The organism is Candidatus Wallbacteria bacterium, from assembly GCA_028687545.1.
GTDB lineage: Bacteria > Muiribacteriota > JAQTZZ01 > JAQTZZ01 > JAQTZZ01 > JAQTZZ01.
Genome location: JAQTZZ010000005.1, coordinates 1 through 23,869 on the forward strand (window position 1 = coordinate 1; position 23,869 = coordinate 23,869).

General features: G+C 45.8%; 28 protein-coding genes. 22 read left to right on the forward strand and 6 right to left on the reverse strand.

Translation table 11 applies throughout. The features are described from left to right. Positions 1-88: 88 nt before the first annotated feature. A complete protein-coding gene (locus PHW04_03260) occupies positions 89-511 on the reverse strand; it encodes a hypothetical protein (GenBank protein MDD2714896.1) in 423 nt (140 codons plus the stop codon). Beyond that, positions 504-1,532 (reverse strand): type IV toxin-antitoxin system AbiEi family antitoxin, encoded by a 1,029-nt coding sequence (locus PHW04_03265; protein ID MDD2714897.1) that lies wholly within the window; start codon positions 1,530-1,532, stop codon positions 504-506. The genes PHW04_03260 and PHW04_03265 overlap by 8 nt, the downstream gene beginning before the upstream one ends. Positions 1,533-1,749: 217 nt before the next feature. Between PHW04_03265 and PHW04_03270 the strand changes: the two genes are divergently transcribed. The 21 genes from PHW04_03270 to PHW04_03370 all read left to right on the forward strand — a co-directional run bounded on the left by PHW04_03270 (position 1,750) and on the right by PHW04_03370 (position 18,561). Then, positions 1,750-3,849, forward strand: a complete 2,100-nt coding sequence (locus PHW04_03270; GenBank protein MDD2714898.1) for an ATP-binding protein — start codon at positions 1,750-1,752, stop codon at positions 3,847-3,849. 254 nt (positions 3,850-4,103) lie between these two features. Beyond that, complete coding sequence (locus tag PHW04_03275) at positions 4,104-4,694, forward strand: response regulator (GenBank protein ID MDD2714899.1); 591 nt, start codon at positions 4,104-4,106, stop codon at positions 4,692-4,694. Positions 4,695-4,740: 46 nt separating this feature from the next. Next, the gene (gene gvpA, locus PHW04_03280) at positions 4,741-4,947 is read left to right on the forward strand and encodes a gas vesicle structural protein GvpA (protein ID MDD2714900.1); all 207 of its coding nucleotides are present in this window, start codon (positions 4,741-4,743) and stop codon (positions 4,945-4,947) included. A gap of 74 nt (positions 4,948-5,021) precedes the next feature. After that, entirely contained in the window at positions 5,022-5,228 is a 207-nt protein-coding gene (gene gvpA, locus PHW04_03285) for a gas vesicle structural protein GvpA (GenBank protein MDD2714901.1), read from the forward strand. 96 nt (positions 5,229-5,324) lie between these two features. After that, positions 5,325-5,999, forward strand: coding sequence for a hypothetical protein (locus PHW04_03290; protein ID MDD2714902.1), 675 nt, complete (start codon positions 5,325-5,327; stop codon positions 5,997-5,999). A 57-nt stretch (positions 6,000-6,056) separates the two neighbouring features. After that, positions 6,057-6,863 carry a hypothetical protein gene (locus PHW04_03295; protein ID MDD2714903.1) on the forward strand — a complete coding sequence of 269 codons (807 nt, stop codon included), beginning with the start codon at positions 6,057-6,059 and terminating at the stop codon, positions 6,861-6,863. 58 nt (positions 6,864-6,921) lie between these two features. Beyond that, positions 6,922-7,875: a gas vesicle protein GvpN gene (gene gvpN / locus PHW04_03300; protein MDD2714904.1), complete on the forward strand. Its 954-nt coding sequence runs from the start codon at positions 6,922-6,924 to the stop codon at positions 7,873-7,875. Next, positions 7,850-8,164 carry a hypothetical protein gene (locus tag PHW04_03305; GenBank protein MDD2714905.1) on the forward strand — a complete coding sequence of 105 codons (315 nt, stop codon included), beginning with the start codon at positions 7,850-7,852 and terminating at the stop codon, positions 8,162-8,164. The genes gvpN and PHW04_03305 overlap by 26 nt, the downstream gene beginning before the upstream one ends. A gap of 21 nt (positions 8,165-8,185) precedes the next feature. Continuing rightward, positions 8,186-8,704 carry an Hsp20/alpha crystallin family protein gene (locus PHW04_03310; GenBank protein ID MDD2714906.1) on the forward strand — a complete coding sequence of 173 codons (519 nt, stop codon included), beginning with the start codon at positions 8,186-8,188 and terminating at the stop codon, positions 8,702-8,704. A gap of 64 nt (positions 8,705-8,768) precedes the next feature. Further along, positions 8,769-9,713 (forward strand): ArsA family ATPase, encoded by a 945-nt coding sequence (locus tag PHW04_03315; GenBank protein MDD2714907.1) that lies wholly within the window; start codon positions 8,769-8,771, stop codon positions 9,711-9,713. Continuing rightward, on the forward strand, positions 9,698-11,845 hold the full coding sequence (locus PHW04_03320) for a CDC48 family AAA ATPase (GenBank protein MDD2714908.1): 2,148 nt from the start codon (positions 9,698-9,700) through the stop codon (positions 11,843-11,845). The genes PHW04_03315 and PHW04_03320 overlap by 16 nt, the downstream gene beginning before the upstream one ends. 1 nt (position 11,846) lies before the next feature. Further along, positions 11,847-12,941: a GvpL/GvpF family gas vesicle protein gene (locus tag PHW04_03325; protein MDD2714909.1), complete on the forward strand. Its 1,095-nt coding sequence runs from the start codon at positions 11,847-11,849 to the stop codon at positions 12,939-12,941. Continuing rightward, positions 12,941-13,708, forward strand: a complete 768-nt coding sequence (locus tag PHW04_03330) for a GvpL/GvpF family gas vesicle protein (protein MDD2714910.1) — start codon at positions 12,941-12,943, stop codon at positions 13,706-13,708. Before PHW04_03325 ends, PHW04_03330 begins: the two co-directional genes overlap by 1 nt. Further along, positions 13,708-14,475 (forward strand): GvpL/GvpF family gas vesicle protein, encoded by a 768-nt coding sequence (locus PHW04_03335; GenBank protein MDD2714911.1) that lies wholly within the window; start codon positions 13,708-13,710, stop codon positions 14,473-14,475. The genes PHW04_03330 and PHW04_03335 overlap by 1 nt, the downstream gene beginning before the upstream one ends. 2 nt (positions 14,476-14,477) lie before the next feature. Then, a complete protein-coding gene (locus tag PHW04_03340; GenBank protein ID MDD2714912.1) occupies positions 14,478-14,714 on the forward strand; it encodes a gas vesicle protein GvpG in 237 nt (78 codons plus the stop codon). 1 nt (position 14,715) lies between these two features. Beyond that, positions 14,716-14,982: a hypothetical protein gene (locus PHW04_03345; GenBank protein MDD2714913.1), complete on the forward strand. Its 267-nt coding sequence runs from the start codon at positions 14,716-14,718 to the stop codon at positions 14,980-14,982. Positions 14,983-14,984: 2 nt separating this feature from the next. After that, positions 14,985-15,791, forward strand: a complete 807-nt coding sequence (locus PHW04_03350; GenBank protein ID MDD2714914.1) for a GvpL/GvpF family gas vesicle protein — start codon at positions 14,985-14,987, stop codon at positions 15,789-15,791. 128 nt (positions 15,792-15,919) lie between these two features. Further along, positions 15,920-16,465 carry a gas vesicle protein K gene (locus PHW04_03355; GenBank protein MDD2714915.1) on the forward strand — a complete coding sequence of 182 codons (546 nt, stop codon included), beginning with the start codon at positions 15,920-15,922 and terminating at the stop codon, positions 16,463-16,465. Between the two features lie 13 nt (positions 16,466-16,478). After that, positions 16,479-16,781, forward strand: a complete 303-nt coding sequence (locus tag PHW04_03360; protein ID MDD2714916.1) for a gas vesicle protein — start codon at positions 16,479-16,481, stop codon at positions 16,779-16,781. A 9-nt stretch (positions 16,782-16,790) separates the two neighbouring features. Further along, positions 16,791-17,486: a hypothetical protein gene (locus PHW04_03365; protein MDD2714917.1), complete on the forward strand. Its 696-nt coding sequence runs from the start codon at positions 16,791-16,793 to the stop codon at positions 17,484-17,486. Between the two features lie 115 nt (positions 17,487-17,601). Further along, entirely contained in the window at positions 17,602-18,561 is a 960-nt protein-coding gene (locus PHW04_03370) for a response regulator (protein MDD2714918.1), read from the forward strand. Here PHW04_03370 and PHW04_03375 read toward each other — a convergent pair. Together PHW04_03375 and PHW04_03380 are read right to left on the reverse strand one after the other, a co-directional pair. Beyond that, positions 18,555-19,199, reverse strand: a complete 645-nt coding sequence (locus tag PHW04_03375; GenBank protein MDD2714919.1) for a response regulator transcription factor — start codon at positions 19,197-19,199, stop codon at positions 18,555-18,557. The two genes, PHW04_03370 and PHW04_03375, sit on opposite strands and share 7 nt — an antisense overlap. Positions 19,200-19,379: 180 nt before the next feature. Continuing rightward, positions 19,380-20,099: a response regulator gene (locus tag PHW04_03380; protein MDD2714920.1), complete on the reverse strand. Its 720-nt coding sequence runs from the start codon at positions 20,097-20,099 to the stop codon at positions 19,380-19,382. A gap of 151 nt (positions 20,100-20,250) precedes the next feature. On the opposite strand from PHW04_03380, the gene PHW04_03385 reads away from it, so the two are divergent. Further along, complete coding sequence (locus tag PHW04_03385) at positions 20,251-22,131, forward strand: ATP-binding protein (protein MDD2714921.1); 1,881 nt, start codon at positions 20,251-20,253, stop codon at positions 22,129-22,131. Here the strand turns inward: PHW04_03385 and PHW04_03390 are convergent. Next, on the reverse strand, positions 22,099-23,118 hold the full coding sequence (locus PHW04_03390) for a beta-ketoacyl-ACP synthase 3 (protein ID MDD2714922.1): 1,020 nt from the start codon (positions 23,116-23,118) through the stop codon (positions 22,099-22,101). The two genes, PHW04_03385 and PHW04_03390, sit on opposite strands and share 33 nt — an antisense overlap. Next, on the reverse strand, positions 23,115-23,867 hold the full coding sequence (fabG, locus tag PHW04_03395) for a 3-oxoacyl-ACP reductase FabG (protein ID MDD2714923.1): 753 nt from the start codon (positions 23,865-23,867) through the stop codon (positions 23,115-23,117). Before fabG ends, PHW04_03390 begins: the two co-directional genes overlap by 4 nt. Positions 23,868-23,869: the final 2 nt, after the last annotated feature.

Genomic DNA, 23,869 nt, shown 5'->3' on the forward strand with positions numbered 1-23,869 from the left:
CAACGCTATAGTTTTTTTGGCCATCGGTTTGCTCCTTTATTGAAACTTGGTCGTGGAAATTTTGGAGTTTCCGATGGCTATTATATTTTCAGACTGCTTTTTTTACACCACTTCCGGGGATTTTATCAAATTCGGAGTCAGGTTGAATTAGAAAATCTACGGTTACAGGTATTGATCCAGGCGCGCGCCATCTCTGGGAAGTTTTACGACCATTAGGATTTTTATCCGGTTTAAAACCGTTATCACGTAAGTTCTCTGAAAAAGTTTTATACAATTCTTTTTTGAACAATGCTAATGACAAACCGATATCAAGATCAATTGTACCGGCATGCGTTTCCGCACCTGTTGGAAGTCTGTCTTGGTCGATTAACAAAGAGGGGACCAATCCTCCCACGACTACTACTTCATCCATTAAATTTCCGAGTTTGGTAGCAACATGTAAGCAAGTTTGTTTTACTAGTTCAAATTGTTCGAGTTTATATTCAGAAGCAAGCGCGGGTTTATTAAGCATTATTTTTCCAATTCAGGAATCTGTTTTTCAATTCGCTCGCCACTTCTTCTGATCTTTCAGGATGCGCCTTTAAGTCAAGATAAACTTGTAATGGATGTACGCAGTTAATGTCTTCCATTTTTTTTTCACCCAAGAAAACTTCGGTATCGTTTGGAATAAGCAACCACAGATTAGCGCCACGTGGGTCCTTACGAAAACCGATTTTTTCATAAAACGTTTGATCGGGTTCTTTTTCCACGTAAATAGAACATATCCTGAATCCAGAGAATTTTGTATATGCCCAAGCTGCCGCCAGTCCCGTAGCGGCATACTTTGCATTGTTCGCAACAGAGATTTCAGCTATTTTTTTTAGAAGTTCATCCCCGGAGCGTGCTGGCGCATGACCTCGAATGATAATGTGCTTATCAAGCTTATAGGATTCCCTCCACGAAGACAGTAATAATTCCGGATCTTTTGGTTTTACAGCAGATTCATTATTTCTCTGCAGATAACCATCCTTCAATAGACGTGTCACGATTCTGCTCACAAAGCCTTCATCCAGATATGTAGCACGGGAAATTTCACGTTGCGTGAATGATTTTTCATGGTGGAGAAGCAGCCATCTGGTTACCCTGGAACTTTTCGGGGCGAATAGATTTGCAGGCCTTCCCTGGTTAAGAAATTGATTTCGATTTCCAGAGATGATGATTCTGAGTTTTGGGGCAATTATATGCGCATTGCCGCTGAGGTCAAACCACCCTATATTGTTTTGCTCACAGACCTTACGTCCAACTTCGCCCATGTATGCTGCTGCTATAAGTGGATATTTATCCGATTTCCCATTGACAATTTGATGCTGCTGGAGATATTGAATAGTGGAGTTTATATTTGCGGCACTTGTATTTATGATAAAATTCACTTGAAAAGTCATTCCGAGTGCTTTAAGTGTTAAATCGCTTGAAATACTTTCGGTTCTATGAAAATCTAATTGTTCGTTTGTGACCCCTAAAATAGCAGCAAAAGTCTCGGGGATTTTAGACATCATCGAAATATGCTCAGATTTGTACCTCATGCTTGTTTAAATACCAGGACTTGATTTAATTGTCAAGTTATATAATTTAGACAAGTTGATTGTATTTTTTTGAGAAGTGCCACACTTTGTTTTTTTCTAAGATGGACTTATTTACAATATTTGGATAAAATGAGAAAAATCACCCGCTGTCAGATCCGTGACCGCAGAGGCTGAAAAAGGAGCAGGAATGATCAAACACAATTTCCATTTTACCCATAAAGAACTTGTTCTGGCTCTTGTCCTTTTTTTTACGCTCGTCTCAGCTTATGCAGATACCTTGAAAATAGGGCTTTACGATAACAAACCCAAGATTTTCCGCGATGAAAAAGGACAGGCTGCCGGGATCTTCGCGGACATACTCGCAGACATCGCTGCCAGAGAACATCTGCAGATCGAATATGTATACGGCAACTGGCCGCAGGGGCTCGGCCGGCTCTCAAGCGGCGAAATCGACATCATGCCTGATGTGTGCTATACGGAAGCCCGGGCCCAGCTGTATGATTTCGGTGCCGTACCGGTACTGTCAGACTGGTTCCAGGTGTACTCCAGAAGGAAAGAACCTGTCACTTCCATCCTTGACCTGAACTGCCACAGGATCGGAGTGCTGGCGCAATCCGTACAGCAGGACATGTTCGTGAACATGAGCCGCGATTTCGGGATCAACCCTGAAGTCATCGGGCTGGACGATTATCCGCTGCTCGTATCAGCACTGGCTGAAGGGAAAGTTGATTTTGCGATTTTCAACCGCTATTTCATCCCTTCCGGGGATTTGGCCGGACAGATCAGGGAAACACCTGTGATCTTCAATCCCACACGCCTGCATTTCGCCTATACAAAAGGCAGGCATGCAGACCTGATCGTCAGCATGGACCGCTGCCTCAAGGAACTTCAGCAGGATCCTGACTCTGCATATTACAAGGCATTACGCAAATGGACTGACCGCGCTCAGGTGCCGCTTGTCTCGAACAGATTCAGATCTCTGCTTTTCGTGGTTTTCTGTTTTTTAATCGCACTGGCTGTGTATTCCTATTTTCAGAGTCGCCAGGTGATCCGGAAAACCGCTGAACTCTCAGCCAAGACAGGTGCCCTGAAAAAGGCTCAGGCCGAGGCCCAGAACAGGGAGCGCCTGTTTTCCCTTGGCCAGATGGCAGGCGGAATCGCCCATGATTTCAACAATATTCTCTCCACTATCATCGGTTATGCAGAGTCACTTCATGATTACAATGCCAAAAAGTACAATGACAGGCGGATCGGGGAAAATACTGAAGTGATCCTCAACGCAGCAGGTGATGCTGCAGTCCTGGTCACACGCATGCGCGAGTTCTACCGCAAGCAGGATGAGAATGCTGCGCCCCAGCTTGTCAGCCTGAAAATGATGGCCAGGGAAGTGGTCAAGCTCGTACAGCCCAGGTTTGCCCTTGAATCCTATGTGGGAGGTCGGGAACTCTCCCTGCACTCCGAAATCCAGGACGTGCCGCTGGTGGCAGGCATTGAGAGCCAGCTCAAGGAGATCCTGCTAAACCTGATCTTCAATTCAGTGGACGCCTGCAGGGAAGGCGGGGAAGTGACTCTGCGCATGGTTCCGGAAGGAGAGAATGTCCTGATCGAAGTTTCAGACACAGGCACAGGCATGGACAGCGAAACACTTGCTCAGTTATTCGAGCCCTTTTTCACCACCAAGGGTGAGAACGGGACAGGCCTGGGCATGAGCATGGTGAAGGAGATAGTGGAAAGGCACAATGGCAGGGTGAGTGTGAAGTCCGAGCCAGGCAAAGGCACTGCAGTCTCGATCCTTCTGTCTGCCGCGAAAAGTCGGGAAGGATCGGATAAGCCGGAAACAGGAGCTGCAGGCAGGACCCTCTCGATCGTTGCAGTGGAAGACGATCTGCGGGCTCTGCAGGCCTTGTCCCTCATGCTTCTCTCAGACGGCCACAAGGTGCGCACTTACAGCCTGGCTAAGGAAGCACTGGAATCAATGCTCAGATACAGGCCTGACCTTCTGATCACAGATGACGGCATGCCTGGCATGAGCGGCACTGAGCTTGCCGAAGAAGCCAAAAAGATCTGTCCAGGGCTCAAAGTGATCCTGTTCAGCGGATTCGATCCGAGCCTTAAAAAGAAGAAGGAGTCGTGCGCTGCAGATCTCAGCCTGCCTAAACCAATCACTTTAACTGAAATGCAGAAAGCGCTCAATACCTTGTTCCCAGCCGGGCAGCCGGAAACAGGAAAAAATCTTTTTAGAACGAACACTGAATCCGATGGATTTAATGATCGGACATTTCAATAATCCAAACAATAGTCAAGAGAAAACTCCTTTTCAAGGCTGATCAAAAACAGCTGAGGCTGTGCTTGAATTTCAGGGTCTGGAATCATGCCAATGGCGGATTTCACAGGGATACCCGGGATTTTTAATTACAGATTATCACCTTAGTATCAGGTCAGGGAAAATCTAAAAAAAAGGATTTGACTTGACAACTTTTCGTGCTATAGTTAAATCAGCAAACGATGCATAAACTGCAATCAAGATATAACTAACAATGTATGCTAAGTCTGCTAACGAAACAAACGGGCAAAACAATTAGAAACAAGACTTTCACTACTTTTGATATTTCAAAGATCCTTGAAGTTCATCCAAGCACTGTATCCAGATGGATAAACGAAGGAAAATTAAAAGCATTCAACACTCCAGGCAGCCATAAACGAGTTTCAGATAAAAATCTGCTGGAATTCTTAAAAAAGTATGATATGCCGATCCCTGATTCCTTGAACCACGAAAAGAAAATTCTGGTCGTTGATGATGATGAAGTTGTTTCAAAGCTGATCAAAAAGATTTTGGAAGGAAGAAGAAAATACAAAGTATTTATCGCCAAGGATGGATTCCAGGCCGGGGAAGCAGTCAGCGATTTTGAACCGGGCCTGGTAATTTTGGACATCATGCTTCCAGGGATCAATGGCTACGACGTCTGCAAAATGATCAAAGAAAAGCATAAAAAAATAAAGATACTTGGGATCACTGGTTATGACACAGAGGAGAATATCCGCAAAATGCTTGCCTCAGGTGCGGATGATTTAATGGTAAAACCCGTTGTAACCAGTGAACTGGTGAAAAAAGTCGGTTCGTTTTTCAAGTGAACAGGATCGAAATTCCTGACAATCTCAGTGAAGGGAGGTGAAAAACATGGCAGTCGAAAAAGCAATCGGTTCCAGCAGTCTGGTCGAGGTTATCGACAGGATTCTTGACAAGGGCGTTGTAGTTGACGCCTGGGTCAGAGTCTCGCTGGTCGGCATCGAGATCCTCGCGATTGAAGCCAGGGTCGTAGTGGCATCAGTCGAAACTTACCTGAAGTATGCGGAAGCCATCGGCCTGACGGCGACAGCGGCGTAAGGATCGCGCACTAACGGACTGCAGCATCAGTAAGATGCAACAGTCCGTAAGAAAAATCTAACAAGGAGACACAAATGGCAGTCGAAAAAGCAATCGGTTCCAGCAGTCTGGTCGAGGTTATTGACAGGATTCTTGACAAGGGCGTGGTAGTTGATGCATGGGTGAGAGTATCACTTGTCGGCATCGAGATCCTTGCGATTGAAGCCAGAGTCGTAGTGGCATCAGTCGAAACTTACCTGAAGTATGCGGAAGCCATCGGCTTAACTGCAACAGCAGCATAAACTGACATCAGGGGGGAGCTTGCCGGGTCATCCTCACATCCCAAGCAGGACCAGAGCATGATTCGCCAAGAAGTTCCTTCCCGAAGCGGAGTATTTATGAGACCGGAAGTAACGGATCTGAAGAACGCAGCTGAGAACGTCATTTCATTTTATGAAGAAAAGATCGACAGCGTAGGAGCGGTTTTCGACAACACCCAGATTTTTGACAATTTTCAGGAAGCCTTTCTTGAAGATAAGGAAGAGGGTCAAAAAATCAAGACTGAGTTGCGGAACATCCTTGCCCAGAACGAGCACTTGAGAAAAAAAGACTTTGACAAAATAACGCACAATGTAATCTCCGCCCAGGAAGAGCTGGAAACTGAAGTCAAGAATTTATTAAAAAGCTATCTTAATCAGCAGCGGGAAATGTCGCGTACTCTGAGGGAGAATCTGGCTGAATTTAAAGCCGCCCTTGTCAAAGGCGATCTGCAGAGGGTCAAGAAATTTCAGGAAATGATCAAAGAGATCCTGGCCAGTCAGGATTTCAGGAAAGAAGAAGCCAATTCCAAGTTGAAGGAATTTCAGAAAGAGCAGCAGGAGATGGCAAAAAAACTTAAGGAACTTTTAATCAAGGGAAATCAGCTTCGGATCAAGGATCTCAAGGAAATGTTCCGCGAGTTCATGGTTCAGCATAAAGAGCGGCTGGCTCGCAGGAAAGAAAGAAGAAAAGAAGTAGACATACTGCTTGGACGAATAAAAAATTCAACGGAGGTCAGCCATATAGAGACTTAAAGAAAAGTTTCGGACCAGGAAGAGCTAATAATTCAATCACGAACAAGGAGGAACAAAATGGGAATCTCTGAAAGCATGAAAGGTATCGCCGAAAACATCGCCAGTTCCAAACAGGAACGGACAAAAACACTTGTCGGAATACTCTCCGACACCCGTACGATTTTGAGTAAAGCCAGGGACACTGTAAAGGACTTTTCAAAGGATCGGGAAAAAATGGCTGAGGAGCAGGCCAAGAATCTTTCCGATTTCGCCGGGACTCTGTCCAAAAATGTTGAGTCCATGCTGACTGAATTCAAGACGAATCGCAAAGATATGAGCGAGGAGCAGGCAAAAAAAATGGCGGACTTTGTGAAAAATCTTTCCAAAGAAGTAGAGGAAATTAAAACCTCAGCCAATCAGAAAGTGAAAGAGTTCAAGGAAGCTCATGTCCAGATGTCTGAAAATTTAAAAAATGATCTGGCGAAAAATGTCAGGGAGATCGCGAATCACACGAAAGAGCTCCGGAAAAATGCCAGGAAACTGGTAGGTGAATATAGTGCTGACATGAAAAAAGCTAAAGAAGCCTGGCAGAATCGGGATACTGCTTCCATCAAAACCAGAAAAGCAGTTTCAGCGCCTAAACCTGCCGTAGAAAAAGCCTCAACAGTAAAAGAGTCTGTGGAAGAAAAGGTGGAAGCCAGGGAAACCGGAAGTGACCTGCACGGCACGGTTCTGAAGCTGATCAGCAAGCATCACAAGGGTATCAGTGTAGGAGATATGGAAACTAAACTTGGAGTGATGCGGGCCAGGCTCGGCCAGGTAGCCAAAAAACTTCTGGATGAAGGCAAGGTCAGGAAAGAGGAGAATCTATATTTCCCTGAGTAGGAAGACAGGTTCCTGTCAAAGATGAGAATATCAATAAACCTGGAAAGAGGTGAGGAAAATGATTGATGAGATGATTACAGTGCTTGAGGCCAGTCCGATGCCTGATTTTGTAGAAACTAAATACATCAAAGCCGTCACAGAGAGATCCCTTTCATATATCAAGGCTGGTTTTCCAGTCCATTTCAGAGGGATCTCAGGTACAGGCAAGACTACACTTGCCATGCATGTGGCAAGCAAAGTCAACAGACCTGTGGTGATGATCCACGGGGACGAGGAATTCACGACTTCCAACCTTGTCGGTGGAGAATATGGCTACAGGCTCAGGAAAGTCGTGGACAGGTATGTCTCACGGGTTGTGAAAACCGATGAAGACATGGTCAAGCGCTGGGTGGACAATCGTCTGACTGTAGCATGCAAATACGGATTCACATTGATCTATGATGAATTCACCCGCTCCAGGCCTGAGGCAAACAATATTCTGCTTTCGATTCTGCAGGAGAAGATGATGGATCTGCCTGTCGGAAGAGGCAGCGAAGAACAGTACCTGAGGGTTGATCCTGACTTCACCTCCATCTTTACCTCCAATCCCGAGGAATACGCCGGAGTCCACAGGAGCCAGGATGCGTTAAGGGACAGGATGATAACCATGGACCTGGATCATTTCGATTACGAGACAGAGGTAGCCATCACTCAATCAAAATCCAAACTTTCCAGAGCAGACACAGAGATGATAGTGAATATCGTAAGGGGTTTAAGGGAATCCGGGAAGTGCGAATTCTCACCCACGATCCGCGGCAGCATCATGATTGCCAAAACATTCAAGATCCAGGGCGCTTCTAGAGCGAAACCCAACGGAGCTTTTTTGCAGGTCTGCCAGGATATCCTGGCCTCAGAAACAAGCAGGGTCGGCTCTAAAACCAATCAAAGCAGGGTGAAAGACATAGTCAAGGATCTGGTCGAGAAACATACCAGAGGGAGTAAACCGGATGAAGAGAATCCAGCAGTTAACTGATATCAGGGACATCAAAAGCATGCAGACGATAGGCGGGAGATGCGTGCCCAAGGTTCAAAGATCCGCCTTTTTAGAATTGTATACTTTGGCACGGGAGAAAGACAGACTGGAGAAAGAGGCTTTTTCGCTGGATAAAAGAAGAAACGCGATCCGCAGACGTCTGGATACCATCCACAACTGGATCGAGAAATTGCAGAAAGAAATTTTCGAAAAGCAAAAGCCCAGGACTTTAAACATGGCTGGAAATGTTCCGGCCAAGCCGTTGAAAACGTTTTCTTTGAAGTATTAATCACCGGAAAGGGGAATCAGAATGGCAAGAGAAAAGAAAAAAAAGGAAGTGGAAAACTTTGATTTTGGCATCGGAGGTTTATTCAAGGGGATTGAAAAACTGGTGGATCTGGCTGAAGGCTTAAAAAGTTCAGGCGGAGAAATCAGAAAAGAAGGGGAGCTTGACCTCAGCCAGCTCAAGGAAGGCATGAAAGGCGTATTCGGCTTTTCCATCAAGACCGCTATCGGCGGGAAACAAGTAGTCGAGCCGTTCGGCAACATCAAAAAAACTCCACAGGGACCTAAGGTGGAAGAGGAAAGAGAGCCGATCACCGATGTTTTTGACGAAGCTGATGAAGTAAAAATCTATGCCGAGATGCCTGGTGTAAATCAAGAGGATATCAAGCTTGATTTAAAGGAAGATATCCTGGATATTTCAGCCCGGAACGGCAACCGGAAGTATCATAAGGAAATTCTGCTTCCAGTAAAAATACTGCCTGGGAATTTAACTTCAAGCTACAAAAACGGCATGCTGGAGATTATGCTGAAAAAATCCAGGTAAGCACTGAAAGGAAATCCTGATTACGCTGCAAAGTGACTGCTTTGAACTGAGGAAGGAATAAACCATGGCATTGACCGGGTTATCAGAAAATGCTCTCCAGCTGATCTTATTCGGCGGAAAGGGCGGCGTGGGAAAAACGACCTGTGCGGTCAGCACAGGTCTTCACCTGGCCAGAGAAGGCAACAGAGTGCTGGTCATTTCCACTGACCCCGCGCATTCTCTGTCAGACAGTCTGGGGCAGGAAACCGGAGATGACATAACAGAAGGAATGGGCGCGATCGGCCTGTCAGTCCTTGAAATAAATGCTCAAAAAGTTCTGATGCAGTTCAAAGAAAAATACGAAAAACAGATCAGGAAGATCTTTGATACCTCCACTGCTTTTGATCAGGAAGATATTGATGCTGTTTTCGCACTTCCGATCCCAGGGATAGACGAGGTGATGGGATTCAAACAAATCATAGATCTGATCGAACAGGCCCAGTTCGAAAAATTCATAGTGGACACTGCACCTACAGGTCATGCCTTGAGGCTGTTGACTATGCCCACACTTCTTGACGAATGGATCAAGGTCTTAGCGAAAATGCGCTGGAAATACAGATACATGGTTGAGACTTTCTCCGGAAGATACAATTCCGACGATGGCGATGATTTTCTGATGGAAATGAAGAAAACCGTCAAGAATATTGAGAAATTGCTCAGAGACCAGAATAAATGTGAGTTTGTAGCAGTGACGATCCCGGAAGAGATGGCAATTTCGGAAACTGAAAGACTGATCAACACTTTAAACAACTATGGGATAAAGGTTAAGCAATTGATAGTCAATAATTATTACGAATCAAGTGATTGTGAATTTTGCAAGCAAAGGCATAAAGAGCAGCAGAAATACATCCAACAGATCAAGGTTCAGTTTTCCGACTTGAAACTTACCATTGTGCCTTTGCAACCTCACGAAGTCAGAGGACTGGAGTGTTTAAATCATTTGGGGGAATTTTTATGTCGCCAGAATTAAAAACGGATAAAGTGATTGTGTTAAAAGTCAAAGAAGCGCTATCCAAGGACGTGGGCCGGGTAATCGCCAGAATCGATCCTGAGGACATGAAAAATCTCGGATTGGCTGTAGGCGATACTATTGAAATCAATGGTAAAAGAAAGACATCTGCGAAAGCAATGCCGTGCTATGCAGATGAAAGGGGTAAAAAGATCATCCAGATCGACGGCATTTCGAGGGAGAACGCCCAAACCGGGCTGGACGATAAAGTAAAGATCAGTAAAATTGCCGCCCATCCTGCTGTCAGAATTACCCTGGCTCCGCTGACTATCTCCAGCCTGCAGCAGAGGGACAATGATACCAAATACATCGGTTCTTTGATCGAGGGACTGCCGGTTTCAGCAGGTGACAGGATCAGAACCAATTTTTTCGGTTCCAGGTCGTGTGATTTCAAAGTGATGGATACCAGTCCTGACGGAGTGGTTTTGATAAATGCAGCAACATCAATCAGGCTGGAGACGAAAAAAGGGGAGGCAAAAGCAACCTCGGTTTCCTATGAAGATATCGGCGGGCTCGGTACCCAGATCCAAAGAATCAGGGAAATGATCGAGCTTCCCTTACGATATCCACAGGTATTCGAGAGACTGGGGATCTGTGCGCCGAAGGGGGTTTTTCTTTACGGCCCTCCTGGCACAGGCAAAACTCTGATCGCCCGGGCAGTGGCCAATGAGACTGAAGCTTACTTCACCCACATCTCAGGCCCTGAGATCATGGGTAAATTTTATGGTGAAAGCGAAGCCCGTTTGCGAAGCGTATTCGAAGATGCCCAGACCCATGCACCTGCGATCATCTTCATCGATGAGATAGATTCAATCGCCCCCAAAAGAGAAGAAATGGGCGGCGAGAAACAGGTTGAGCGGAGGGTCGTGGCTCAGCTCTTGTCCCTTCTGGACGGATTGGAGTCCAGAGGCCAGATTATTGTAATTGGGGCGACAAACATACCCAATACCATAGATCCTGCACTGAGAAGGCCAGGCAGATTCGACCGGGAGATATCAATCCCGATCCCTGATAAAAAAGGGAGACTGGAGATACTCCAGATCCATATGCGGGGCATGCCTTTAGCGGAAGATGTCGAAATGGAAAAGCTGGCTGAGATCACCCATGGATTTGTGGGAGCCGACCTGGAGGCTCTGGCGCGTGAAGCTGCGATGAGCGCACTCAGGAAGATCCTGCCCAAAATTGACTTCGAAATGGCGGAAATTCCATATGAAACCCTGATGGACCTGGAAGTGACAATGGACAATTTCAGGGACGCCCTGAAAGAAGTCGAGCCTTCGGCAATCAGGGAAGTGTTTGTCGAAGTCCCGGACGTGAAATGGAGCGATGTCGGCGGCCTGGATAACATCAAAGAGGAACTGAAAGAAGCTGTGGAATGGCCGCTCAAGTATGCGGACGTTTTTAAAAAGGCGGGAACTAATCCGCCCAAAGGCATTCTGCTGTATGGAGTTCCAGGCACAGGAAAAACGCTGCTCGCAAAAGCCATAGCCAATGAAAGCGGCGTCAACTTCATTTCAGTGAAAGGCCCTTCCCTGATCTCCAAATTTGTAGGTGAAAGCGAAAAGGCGATCCGGGATATCTTCAGGACTGCGAAACAGGCTTCGCCTTCGCTGCTTTTCTTCGACGAGATCGACAGTGTGGTGCCCATGCGCGGTTCGAGTTCCACTGACGCCCATGTCACTGAACGGGTGATCAGCCAGTTCCTGACTGAGATGGACGGGATCGAGGAATTGAAAGGGGTGATGGTCCTGGCTGCCACCAACAGGCTTGATCTGGTCGATTCCGCAATCCTGCGCAGCGGCAGATTCGACATTTTGTTTGAGCTGCCGAAACCCGATCAGAAAACGCGGGAGGAGATTTTCAAAATTCACACTAAAAATAAACCTCTCTCTGATGTGGATTTCAAAGAATTAAGCTTACAGACCGAAGGAAGAGTCGGAGCTGATATCGAATTTATCTGCAGGAAAGCTTCAATGCTGGCGATCAGGGAATATCTGGAAAATCCGAAATCCGAACTTAAGATTACGAAACAGCACTTTGCAGAAGCATTAGGGCTGATGATTACCAAAAACGCAATCAGGAAAGGAGCTTGATATGAAAAAGATGGGAGTTTACATCTATGGAATAGTAAATTCTGCTGCAGATCTGCAGTTTGCCAATCCCGGAGACTCAGCTTCCGATGCGGGAGGAGTTCTTCCAAAAACGCCGGGGAAAAGTAAATTCGGGCGGGGAGTGCATACAGTTTCATATCAGGATATCTCAGCTCTGGTTTCAGCCTCTGAAATAGTCGATTACACGCACATGAGGACAGAGATCCTGGCCAGGCTGCTGGTGTGCCATCAAACTGTGATCGAACGAGTCCTGAATTCACATGCAGCAGTTATTCCCATGAAACTGGGTACTTTCGCTCAGGATGAGGCGGAAGTCAGGGATATCCTGTCCAAGGGATACGGCATCACAAAAGAGATTTTTCAAAGAATCAGCGATAAAGTTGAGATTGATGTCGTGGCCCGCTGGAATGATTTCAGTTCAGTGATTAAAGAAGCGGGGGAAGACAGGGAAATCAAAGAATATAAAGAGAAACTGCTGACCAATCCCAAAGGGATCACAGTTGATGACCAGATGAAGATGGGTTTCATGGTTGGAAAAGCTCTCAATGGGAAAAAAGAACTGGTCGCCGGTAAAATTCTGGATGATTTAAAATTATTTTCCGTGGATATCAAGACCCATGAGCTTATGAATGACGAGATGGTGATCAACATCGCATTCCTGATTGATAAAGAAAAACGGGAAAGTTTTGATCAGAAAGTGGAAACTTTAAATGCCGAATTCGGGGATAAATTGAATTTCAGATGCGTGGGACCGCTGCCGCCATACAGTTTCTTCACCCTTGAAGTAAAAAAAATGCAATTCGAGGAAATCGACTGGGCAAAGAAAAGACTTGGGATTTCCAACGATGTTTCGAACAGGGATGAGCTGAAAAAAGCCTATCAGAAACAGGCGTTTTCCACTCATCCGGACAAGAATCCGGGGGAGTCCTGTGCAGTCGCGGAATTCAATGAAGTGAACAAAGCATACAAGATAATCTCCACCTATTGCATTGCGCTGGAACAGGAGCATCAGGACCAGATCCCCCTGTGCCGGGAAATGTTCAAAGAGAACACTATGCTGATAAGGGTGAGAGAATAATGGAAAAAGAAGGGAAATATATTTATTGCATTATCGCCACGTCCCAGGAGCGGAATTTCGGACCGATCGGTGTCGGCGGAAGAGGGGATGACGTTCTGACAATAAATTACAATGACCTGAGCATGGTCGTGAGCAGTCACCCACTGATTAAATTTGTCGTAGGAAGGGAAAATATCCTTACACATGAGCGGGTGATTGAAGAAGTGATGAAGGAATTCGGCGCTGTGCTGCCGGTCAGATTCGGGACCATCGCATCTGACGCGGAAGAGATCAGGAATCTTCTGGACAGAAGATACCGGGAGTTCAAGACCGCATTGATGGAGGCTGACCACAAGATAGAGCTTGGCGTCAAAGGCGTCTGGAAGGACATGGGCATAATCTATCAGGAAATCATCGATGAGAACAAAGTGATTAAAAAAGCCAAGGAAGAGATCGAGAGCACCAATCTGAAAAGCAACCAGGCCAAACTGGAAGTGGGCAAGAAAGTGGAAAAGGCTCTTTCGATCAAGAAAAGAAAAGAAGCGGAAAACGTTGTGGATACCTTGAGGATTGCAGCCACTGATTACAGGCTCAATCAACCCATCGGCGACGAGATGTTCATCAATGCGGCTTTCCTGGTGGGCAAAGGCAGGGAAAAGGAGTTCGACAACATCATGGACGAACTGAGCGAAAAGTATCAGGAGCGGACAAAGTTCTTGTATGTGGGGCCTTTGCCGATCTTCAATTTTGTGAACATCGTGATTTATCCTGAGGAATGGGAGAAATAATGGAAGACTCCTGCAAGGAAGGCAAGTACATTTACTGCATCATCGCGTCCAGCGGAGTACAGTCCTTTGGCCCTTTGGGGATCGGCGGAAGAGGCGACGAGCTGCACACAGTCGTTTTTAACGATGTTTCAGCTGTAGTCAGCAACTCGCCGATCAAGACTTATCCTGTTTCCCGGGAAAATGTGCTTACCTATGAAAGGGCGATTGAGGAAGTAATGAAGGAACGCGCCGTACTGCCTGTCAGATTCAACACGATTGCAGAAAGCGCAGACAAGCTGAAAAAAATCCTGGCAAAAGAACATGATAAGTTTGTCGAACTGCTGAAAAAAATCGAGGGCAAAAAAGAGCTCGGCTTAAAGGTGATATTTAAGGATGACCTGATCTACAAAGAAATCCTGGAAAAAAGCGAAGATATCAGGAAGTTGAAGTCTGCAATTTCTGCCGAACCCCTGGCCAAGACTTACTTTCAGAGGATGGAAATCGGGAAAATGGTTGAAGCAGCGCTGCAGAAAGAGAAAAACGCCTGTAAAGAAGAGATCATCAATACCCTTTCGCCGATTGCGCAAGAGGTAAAAGTCAACAACAGCTATGGGGAGCTGATGATCATCAACGCCGCTTTCCTGATCGAAAAAGAAAGGGAAGCTGAATTTGACCGGAATGTCCAGGAACTGTCGGAAAAAGAAAGTGCAAGATTGAAATTCAAGTATACCGGAAATCTCCCGCCATTTAATTTCGTAAATGTGGTGATTCGTACGGCGGGAGATTAGAAATGTTTTTAATTGACGATATCCTGGTGGCCCCGCTGAAGGGCCTGATCTGGCTGGGAGACAAGATCGGGGAGGCAGCTGACAGGGAATTTTCCGATGAAGGACTTTTGAAAGAGAAACTGATGGAACTGCAGATGAACTTTGAACTGGACAGAATCAGCGAGAGTGAATACACCAGGCTGGAAACAGAGCTGCTGGAGCGCCTGGATGAAATCAGGAAATTAAAGGAGGGTATGTAAAATGACCAACATCGGAGATGCCAGAAAAGCAGTCGTCGAGTTTCTGAAAAAGACCATTGGAGCAAGGGATGCGAAAGTGATCAGGATGGCGAAAAATGGTACTGACTGGAATGTAGAGGCAGAGGTTTATGAGGAAAGCTCATTCATCAAGGCCCTGGGACTGTCCACTAAAGTCCAGGACAGGAATGTTTATCTGGTCAAGCTGAACGAGAACCTGGAAGTAGATTCATACGGTCTTAAGGGTACTGAAGGGCAGGAGGAAAAATAGCGGTGGAAGGATTGTACGTCTATTGCATCAGAGAAAAAAGCGGAGAAGCTGCTGAAATTTCCGGCTCAGGCATTGGCGGATCTGAAGATGTCAAAATCATCAGCCATCGCGATCTGGAAGTAGCAGTCAGCAGAGTGTCTCTCGAGCAATTCGGGCCCGAGATCCGGACCAAGGCCCTGGAGAACCTGGCCTGGATCAAGGAAAAAGCAGTTGCCCACGAAATGATCATCGAAGCCGCGATGAACTGTAACGGCAAGTTATTAAATCTGATACCCATGAAATTCGGAACGATTTTCAAAGAGGAAGCCGGCTTGAAAGAAGCCCTGGACCAGGATTATCCTCTGATCAAAAAAGTCCTGGAAATTACTCGCGGCAAGCAGGAGTGGTCGGTCAAGGCATATCTGAAAGACAGAAAGAAATTCGAGCAGCTGATCAGAAAAAACAATGAAACCATCAGGGAAGCCGAGAAAAATATGGCTGATTTACCTGAAGGAACTGCTTTTTTTATGGAAGAGGAATTGAATCAGGCAGTTTCCGAAGTACTGGATCAGGAATTAACCAGGATTGCGGAAAGTCTTTACGAAAACCTGAAAAAACAGATTCCTCAGATAGTTAAAATTAATGTTTTAGGGAAAGAGCTGACTGGAAGACGGGAGCCGATGGTGCTGAATTCAGCCTGTCTGATTCCTGAAGCAGATGTGGAAATTTTTAAAAAAGATCTGCGAAGATTAAACAGGGAGATTCAGGCGGATGGAATTTATCTTGAATCCAGCGGTCCCTGGCCTGCTTATAATTTCACCAATTATTAGGAACACAATTTTTAATTTTAAATGTTAAATGTTGAATGGAGGAAGGAATCAAGATGATATGTAAAATCCGCAATTTAAAATTCAACATTCAAAATTTATGATACAGCCCACTGAGAAAGGACTAAATCATGTATAGGAACGAGACATGCCATGAAAACAAAAACGTCACTTTAGTGGATGCCATAGATAAAGTTTTAGAGGTTGGAGCGGTCATCAATGGAGATATTGTACTGAGAATGGCAGATGTAGACCTTGTTTTTTTAGGGCTGCGGCTTATTTTGACCTCAGTCTCCAAAGCTGAAGAAATATCCGGTAAAAATTACAGTGATCAGAATGAATTCACTCCAGCGGACCTGGAATATATAGAAAACCTGCAGAACGAAATCAGAAAGACCGAAGAAAACATTCCTAGCATGATTGATTTGGGCAGTCCCAGAAAGGCGGAGCAGGGTTTAGCCAAGCTGGTTTTGACGATTGTAGAACTGATCAGAAAATTGATGGAAAAAGAAGCTTTCCGCAGAGTTAAAAAAGGAACACTGTCCAATCCTGAAATTCAAAAATTGGGTCTGAGCCTCAAAGCTGTTAAGAAAAAGATCAAGGAAATTCAGCTGATTTTCGGGCTTGAGGATGAAGAATTGAATCTGGACCTGGGTCCGCTTGGAAATCTGATGTAAGGAGATTTTTTAGATGTCTGAACAAATGACGCATGCAGTGAATGCCACGAATCTGGCGGATATTTTAGAGCGTGTTTTAGATAAGGGAATCGTGATTGCAGGAGACATCAAGATTCAGATTGCAGATATCGATCTGCTCACCATCAAAATCAGGCTGCTGGTTGCTTCAGTGGATAAGGCGCTGGAGATGGGAATAAACTGGTGGCAGGAAGATGCTTATCTATCAACAAAATCAAAGAATAAAGAGATCAAGAAAGAAAATTCCGAACTGAAAAAGAGATTGACAAAATTGGAAAAAAAGATAAACAACTCATAGAGAGGCTCAATGAGAACATTGATTTATGTCCCGATAATTCACACCAGTGCCGATCTCGGCTCTCTGGCGGGCGATGTAACCAGGCGCGGGATCGCAGACCTGGGGGAAGATTTCTGGGTTAAACATCAGAGTACAGTTGAAGGCTTCTGGGATGTAATCACTGATTATTTTGACACTCTGGATCCTGCCGGATTGAAAATATACCAGGATGGCATGATTGCTGACGGCGAAATGGGGATGAAAATTGTCGAAGAAAGCCTTAAATCAGGCAGCAGGAATTATGCAGTGGTTTCGAAACTCCTGAAAAGAGGAGCTGTTTTAGTTAAAACTGAAGACTTGAAATTAGTCAAAGCAGAATACGACAGATTGATGGAATTGACCAGGGCGGAATCCATCTGCAGGAAATTGTATGCTTTCCTGAAATATAAAATCGTCAAAAGCAGGCTGCTGAAAAAAAGAGATAATTACATAATCCAGAGAATCGAGGAAACTCTGGGCCAGGATGAAACTGGGATCCTTTTCATCGGTGCCCTGCACGACCTGATCAGTAAATTATCGAAAAACTTCAAGATAATAGAGATCAAAAGCATCCGGAAAGTCAGAGATTACCAGCTCCTCCTGCCGTCTTATCATAAGGACAGGCAAAGGTTTGAGCAGCTGAGTGAATATCTTGTCTCACAGATCGATAAAATGCATTTATCTTGACTATTGTTATTAAATTTAGTATTGTTCTAATAACCACATAGTATCAATCTTCAAACCGACGTTAAACACTTGATTGAAAATGGCAGCTAGAGATGATGTGGCTAAAGGATAGACATTGAGGATCAAGACTTTTACTACGTTCGATATTTCCAGGATTCTGGAAGTGAATCCGAATACAGTAACCAGGTGGATAAATGCCGGTAAATTAAAGTCATTCATTACTCCGGGAGGGCATAACAGAGTCCTGGCCAAGGACTTGCTGGCATTCCTGAAGGAATACAACCTGCCGGTCCCTGTAACCCTCACCTGCGAAAAAGAGATCAAAATTCTGGTAGTGGATGATGATGAAATTATCTTAAAGACATTCAAACAGGTACTGGAGAAAAACGGCTACGCTGTTTATCTTGCTAAAGACGGGTTTCAGGCAGGTGATGCGCTGAATGATTTTGAACCTCAGCTTGTGGTTCTGGATATCCTGCTGCCTGGAATCAACGGATTTGCTGTCTGCAAGGCGATTAAAGGAAAATATAAGAAAACAAAAATACTGGGGATCACAGGCCATTATTCTGAAGAGAGCAAAAATAAGCTGATGGCTGCAGGTGCGGCGGATTTGCTGGCAAAACCCATTACCAATGATGATCTGTTGAAAAAAGTCGATTCATTGTTAAACGATGATAATTTGCCGATCAGCGGATCCCTGAATGATCTGGGAAAAATCAAAATTCTGGTTGTGGATGATGATGAATCAGTCTTAAAGATCATTAAATTGATTTTGGAGGAAAACGGGTACCAGGTAAAGCTGGCTGCTGACGGATTTCAGGCTGGAAAAGCCATCGGTGAATTTGAACCTCAACTTGTGATTTTGGATATCATGCTTCCAGGGATCAGCGGTTTCGATGTCTGCAAACTGATCAGGGAAAAATATAAAACAACCAAAATACTGGGGATCACAGGCCAGTATACTGCAGAAATCAGGAAAAAAATAATTGCCTGCGGTGCTGATGATTTAATTGAAAAGCAGTTCAATGTTGATGATCTGGTTGAAAAAGTCGGTTCACTGTTAAAGTCTCAGTGATCTATCAGACCTTCGCTGATTGCCCAGCGGGTAAGTTCGGACTGTTTATGCAGGCCCAGCTTTTCCATGATGTTCTTTCTGTGCCAATTGACCGTGTTGACTGTGATTTTAAATCTTGCGGCAATTTCCTTGCTGCTGAATCCTTCGGCAATCAGCTGCGCTGTTTCCCGTTCCCGCTGAGAAAGGCCTTCCCAGTCGCGGCATTCTGCGCGGCCTTTTAAGAATCCTTCCACGATATATTTAGTGATCGAAGGAGAAAGATAGAATTTGTCGGAACTCACGGTTCTGATTGCTTTGATAATCTCGTCAGGCAATCCGGTCTTCAGGAGATATCCTCTGGCACCTGAGAGCATTGCTTTTTCAACTAAGGCCCTGTTGTCGTGCATTGAAAGAATGATAATCCGGCTCAAAGGGGAAATTCTCAGGATTCTGGGGATCGCGTCAATTCCGTTCAGCCCTGGCATGGAAATGTCCAGGATATACACATCAGTCGGATTTGTTTTTGCCAGGGCCAGGACTTCCTCGCCGTTTGATGCTTCCCCGGTCACAGTGATATCTTTGGCTTTTTTTTCGATCAGGGTCTTGATCCCCAGCCTGATCAGGTCATGATCATCTGCAATAGTCACTGTTATCTGCATGTTAGTAGACCTTACAAAATTTTGAATCTTGAATTTCAAATTCCGAATTACAGATTTTGCCGGTCACCTTGACTTTTCTCCATTCTCCATTCTTCATTCACTATTCACCATTTGAAATTTTCTGTAACTGTCAAACAGGTTCCTGTCTTATTATTCTATCTCAGAGCAGAGGGAATTGTTTCAAGTCAAGATGTGATTGATCCCTTTGACAAGGTCAAGTTCATCAAACGGCTTGGACAGGAAACCTGCAGTTCCATCCTGGATTAGAGTGAAAATTTCCTGATCTAGGCTGCCTCCGGAAACGAGAAGGATCCTGACAGCCGGATTTATTTCCCTCAAATTGCGGAAGATTTCTGTTCCCTTCATGTCCGGCAGCTGTATGTCAAGCAGCACCAGGCTGATTTCCTTTCCCAGCACTCTGAAAATTCCAAGCGCCTGCACCCCGCTCCCTGCAGCGAGGACTTTAAATCCCATCCGGCCGAGCATTTTTTCGCCTAAGCTGCGGAAGATTTCCTGATCTTCAACCAGCAGGGCAGTCCCTGTAAAATTCCTCTGAAAAGTTTTTTCCGATTTCAGAATCTGATCAATTGATCCGGAATTTTCCCGCCTTCGAGGCTGCGCTTCCAACAATTCAACCAGCTTCACTGATTCCCCTGCTGCAGCTGTGATCCGTCTCAAATACTCGTCCTTCTTGGCAGTGGTAGATTCATCCAGTCCGATTTCAGCCTGCAGTAGAATCCCCCAGAAATGATTTTTGACTTCATGTGCCATCAGACTGGCTCTTTTAGAAAGCTCTTGAATTTTCTGATAAAGTAGATAAATGCCTGTCAGCAGTGCAATCAATAAAATCAAGGTTATGATCTGAAAAAAATACAGCTTAACAAAAAGGATCTGAGTCATTTGTCATATATTAAGCAATACATGTCTGCATGTCAATCCGCAGTTTTGCAAATTGCAAGGGCTATTGCAATTTACAATACTATAAGGTATAATTTATTTAAAGGCAATTCGTGTGATAAGGTTTTGGATTCTACACTAGAGGTGATACTTTATGTCCAAAACTGATTTACTGCTCTGCAAATTTGACCGGAATTTCAAGATAACTTACACCAGCCAGCAATTCAAGGATTATTTCTGCAGAACCCGTGAAATGTACGGTGATTCAATTCTGAGCATTTTTCCTGAGCAGGAACAGAAACTGATCGCTCAGAAACTCGGCCTGCTTACTCCCAGAAACTATTTTATCGAGCAGGACGTGCAAACCCCTGACAACAGGGAGACTTGGATGAAATTTCAGTTTACAGCTGTTTTTGAGAAAAATTGCGAACTGCTGGAATACCATGCAGTGGTTGAAGATATTACTGACGCCAAAGCAGCACAATTGAACAGGGAGCGGCTGCAGAATCTGGTTGAGCTGTCGCCGTTTCCGATCATCATTGTGGGAAAGGATCGCGCTGATTATGTGAATCAGAAATTCATTGACACATTCGGATATACTCTGGACGACATACCTACCGGACAAGCCTGGTTCGAAAAGGCTTTCCCTGATGAAACATACAGGAATAAGATTCTGGCGAAATGGTTTGCAGACGTACAGAAAAAGGAAAAATTCATCTTATCCGACGAAGTATATCATGTCACATGTAAAAACGGCAGGTGCAGGGAAGTGAACCTGAGCAGCACTTTCGCTGAAAATGATTGCTTCATCATTTTTTTCAATGACCTGACTGAGCTGCTAAAGATTGAAGCAGAGAAAAAATCCCTCACTGAACAGCTGATCCAGTCACAGAAACTGGAAGCAATCGGCCAGCTTGCAGGAGGAATTGCTCACGATTTCAACAATATGCTGCAGGTGATCACTGGCAGTGCCGGCATGTTAAAGGACAAATTCAGACAGGATCGTGTCCATACGGATCTGGTCAACAACGTACTGGAAGCTTCCAGGCAGGCTTCAGGCCTGACAGGCCAGCTGCTGGCTTTTTCCAGGAAACAGGTGCTGGAAATGAAAGTGCTTAATCCAAACTCCCTGATTGAGGGCCTGAAGAAAACTTATTTCAAGCTCCTGCCTGAGAACATCAGTTTCGAATCCAGGCTTTCCCCTGAGCCCATGAAAATTCTGGCAGACCAGGTGCAGATGCAGCAGGTGCTGATCAACCTGGTGCTGAATGCCAGGGATGCCATCTCAGGCGCAGGGAGGATCGCAGTGGAGAGTTCCAGCCTGACAGAGGCGGAAGCCGAGCGGATAACCAGAGGTGAACTGAAGGGCAGATGTGTAATGTTCACAGTCAGCGACACCGGCTGCGGAATGGATAATGAAACTATCGGGAAAATATTCGAACCCTTTTTCACAACCAAGGAAATCGGCAAGGGAACAGGACTCGGCCTGTCTACAGTTTATGGGATCGTGATGCAGCACTGCGGCAGGATCATGGTGGAAAGCGAACCAGGCAAAGGCAGTATTTTCAAGGTATTGATACCAATGGCAGAAGGGAAAATTGAAAAAGAGAAAAAAGTCCTGAAAAAGGCTGTCTGTGGAGGGTATGAGACTCTGCTGTTGATCGAAGACGATCCGGCAGTGCTCAAGCAGGTGAGCTGCCAGCTTGTAGAAGGCGGATACAGGGTGCTGGAAGCGTTAAACCCGGTGGATGCCTTGAAACTTGCCAAGCAGCACGGGTCTGAAATCAGTCTGATGGTGTCGGACGTGGTGCTGCCGTATCTCTCAGGCAAGGAACTTTACCGCAAGCTCTCCACCATGCTTCCAGACCTGAAAGTGGTTTACATCTCAGGCTATACAAACGAGATGATCTTACAACATGGGATTCTGGACAAGGGTGTGAGGCTCCTGATCAAACCTTTCAGTACAGAGGACCTGCTGCTGGGCGTCAGGGATTCCCTGGATTCACCAGCGATAGAGCACTGCGCCCCAGCCTAAGCCCCCTCCCATTGCAGCCAGCAGCAGATTGTCGCCTTTTTTGAAAAGGGACTTGTTCCCATCCATCAGAATCGGGATCGAGGCCATGGAAGCATTGCCGACTGTACTGTAATTGGTCAGTACTTTGTCTTCAGACAATCCCATGGCTTCACTGCTTTTATTGATGATGCTTTTACCTGCCTGATGCGGAAGAAAGTAAGAAATGTCGGCATATCCCAGGCAATGCTTTCTGAGCACCGCATTCGTTGATTCCATCAGTTTCTCCACAGCGAATTCCTTGACTACATGTGAGTGCATTTTCAGGCAGTGCATTTTATTTTTATAGATGTCCTTACAGTTTTCAGGGGTAATGGGCATTGAGCTGCCGCCTGCAGGCACGTCAAGCAACTCCCCTTTTTCTCCGTCGCTGCGGGCATAACATCCGAGGATCCCGGACTCCTCGCTTTCCGACCTTTCCAGTACCACAGCCCCTGCCCCGTCGCTGAAAGTGGCACCTGTAATGTAATCGCTGCGGTCCACGATTGTGGACATCTTTTCCGCGGCAGCCACCAGCACGTGCTTGAAACTCGGGTCTGATTTCATCAGGCTGTCTGCCACGAACAGGGCATAAACGAAACCCGGACAAGCGGCATTCACATCAAAAGCCCAGGAATTATTGCCGGCGTTGAGCTTTGACTGAAGAATCGAAGCAGTATTCGGGCCTTTTTTATCTGGAGTGGCGGTAGTGACTATGATCAGGTCCAGGTCTTCCGGCTGTATTCCTGCTTCCTGCAATGCCTTGCGACTGGCTTCCAGTGCCAGGTCGGATGTGGCTTCAATGTCCGAAGCTATGTGCCTGTTTTTGAATCCCATCACCCGTTCCACCCATTTTCCGTATGGCCCGCCTTTTTTTTCGTCATATCCGCTCAGGTCTACTGTCTGTTCCAGCTCCTCATTGTTGAGAGTTTTCAGAGGCAGATAACTGCCGATTCCGATGATTTTGTTCATGCCGCGCCTCCATTGATTTTGATTACCTGTCCGTTGATGTAGCCTCCGCTTTTCGAAACAAGGTGCAGGATCGCAGCCGCCACGTCTTCGGCTGTGCCGAACTTCCTGGAAGGTATTCGCTGCAGCAGTTTTTCGCGGATTTTATCAGGCGTGTGAGTCTTAGACATCCCAGCGTCAATGTATCCGGGCGATACTATGTTGGCTGTTATATTGTGCCTGGCAAGTTCCAGGGCCATGGTTTTAGTCAGTCCGTACAGTCCGCTTTTGGACGCCGCATAGGCGGAGATACCCATCTCTCCCAGTTCAGCTGAAATAGACCCCAGATTGACGATCCGGCCATAATTCTGAGCCTTCATCAATGGGATCACCGAACTCGTCAGATAAAAAACGCTGTTCAGATTGATCGAGATCGTTGTCTCCCATTCCAGAGCCGTGATTTCCTCGATTTTTTTCTGAGGCCCTGGAATGGCGGCATTATTTATGAGTATCTCGATTTTCCCGCATTTTTCACGGCAGACGTCGATCATCCGCCTGACATCGATAAGCTTGGAGACATCGGCCTGAATCAGCTCAGCCCAGCCGCCCTGCCCGACGATCCTGTCCCTGACTGCTTCCGCCTTTTCCCGCTGCTCCAGGTAATTAATGAAAACCCGGGCACCCTGCCCGGCCAGCGTTTCTGCGATCACTGCCCCAATCCCCCTGGATGCGCCAGTCACCAGAGCTACGTTTCCTTTTAATGCGAATTCCATAA

What these genes read in the sequence shown, in the direction of transcription:
- PHW04_03260 (MDD2714896.1), bottom strand. Translation starts at nt 511, where the DNA reads ATGCTTAATAAACCCGCGCTTGCTTCTGAATATAAACTCGAACAATTT.
- PHW04_03265 (MDD2714897.1), bottom strand. Translation starts at nt 1,532, where the DNA reads ATGTCTAAAATCCCCGAGACTTTTGCTGCTATTTTAGGGGTCACAAAC.
- PHW04_03270 (MDD2714898.1), top strand. Translation starts at nt 1,750, where the DNA reads ATGATCAAACACAATTTCCATTTTACCCATAAAGAACTTGTTCTGGCT.
- PHW04_03275 (MDD2714899.1), top strand. Translation starts at nt 4,104, where the DNA reads ATGCTAAGTCTGCTAACGAAACAAACGGGCAAAACAATTAGAAACAAG.
- gvpA (MDD2714900.1), top strand. Translation starts at nt 4,741, where the DNA reads ATGGCAGTCGAAAAAGCAATCGGTTCCAGCAGTCTGGTCGAGGTTATC.
- gvpA (MDD2714901.1), top strand. Translation starts at nt 5,022, where the DNA reads ATGGCAGTCGAAAAAGCAATCGGTTCCAGCAGTCTGGTCGAGGTTATT.
- PHW04_03290 (MDD2714902.1), top strand. Translation starts at nt 5,325, where the DNA reads ATGAGACCGGAAGTAACGGATCTGAAGAACGCAGCTGAGAACGTCATT.
- PHW04_03295 (MDD2714903.1), top strand. Translation starts at nt 6,057, where the DNA reads ATGGGAATCTCTGAAAGCATGAAAGGTATCGCCGAAAACATCGCCAGT.
- gvpN (MDD2714904.1), top strand. Translation starts at nt 6,922, where the DNA reads ATGATTGATGAGATGATTACAGTGCTTGAGGCCAGTCCGATGCCTGAT.
- PHW04_03305 (MDD2714905.1), top strand. Translation starts at nt 7,850, where the DNA reads ATGAAGAGAATCCAGCAGTTAACTGATATCAGGGACATCAAAAGCATG.
- PHW04_03310 (MDD2714906.1), top strand. Translation starts at nt 8,186, where the DNA reads ATGGCAAGAGAAAAGAAAAAAAAGGAAGTGGAAAACTTTGATTTTGGC.
- PHW04_03315 (MDD2714907.1), top strand. Translation starts at nt 8,769, where the DNA reads ATGGCATTGACCGGGTTATCAGAAAATGCTCTCCAGCTGATCTTATTC.
- PHW04_03320 (MDD2714908.1), top strand. Translation starts at nt 9,698, where the DNA reads ATGTCGCCAGAATTAAAAACGGATAAAGTGATTGTGTTAAAAGTCAAA.
- PHW04_03325 (MDD2714909.1), top strand. Translation starts at nt 11,847, where the DNA reads ATGAAAAAGATGGGAGTTTACATCTATGGAATAGTAAATTCTGCTGCA.
- PHW04_03330 (MDD2714910.1), top strand. Translation starts at nt 12,941, where the DNA reads ATGGAAAAAGAAGGGAAATATATTTATTGCATTATCGCCACGTCCCAG.
- PHW04_03335 (MDD2714911.1), top strand. Translation starts at nt 13,708, where the DNA reads ATGGAAGACTCCTGCAAGGAAGGCAAGTACATTTACTGCATCATCGCG.
- PHW04_03340 (MDD2714912.1), top strand. Translation starts at nt 14,478, where the DNA reads ATGTTTTTAATTGACGATATCCTGGTGGCCCCGCTGAAGGGCCTGATC.
- PHW04_03345 (MDD2714913.1), top strand. Translation starts at nt 14,716, where the DNA reads ATGACCAACATCGGAGATGCCAGAAAAGCAGTCGTCGAGTTTCTGAAA.
- PHW04_03355 (MDD2714915.1), top strand. Translation starts at nt 15,920, where the DNA reads ATGTATAGGAACGAGACATGCCATGAAAACAAAAACGTCACTTTAGTG.
- PHW04_03360 (MDD2714916.1), top strand. Translation starts at nt 16,479, where the DNA reads ATGTCTGAACAAATGACGCATGCAGTGAATGCCACGAATCTGGCGGAT.
- PHW04_03365 (MDD2714917.1), top strand. Translation starts at nt 16,791, where the DNA reads ATGAGAACATTGATTTATGTCCCGATAATTCACACCAGTGCCGATCTC.
- PHW04_03375 (MDD2714919.1), bottom strand. Translation starts at nt 19,199, where the DNA reads ATGCAGATAACAGTGACTATTGCAGATGATCATGACCTGATCAGGCTG.
- PHW04_03380 (MDD2714920.1), bottom strand. Translation starts at nt 20,099, where the DNA reads ATGACTCAGATCCTTTTTGTTAAGCTGTATTTTTTTCAGATCATAACC.
- PHW04_03385 (MDD2714921.1), top strand. Translation starts at nt 20,251, where the DNA reads ATGTCCAAAACTGATTTACTGCTCTGCAAATTTGACCGGAATTTCAAG.
- PHW04_03390 (MDD2714922.1), bottom strand. Translation starts at nt 23,118, where the DNA reads ATGAACAAAATCATCGGAATCGGCAGTTATCTGCCTCTGAAAACTCTC.
- fabG (MDD2714923.1), bottom strand. Translation starts at nt 23,867, where the DNA reads ATGGAATTCGCATTAAAAGGAAACGTAGCTCTGGTGACTGGCGCATCC.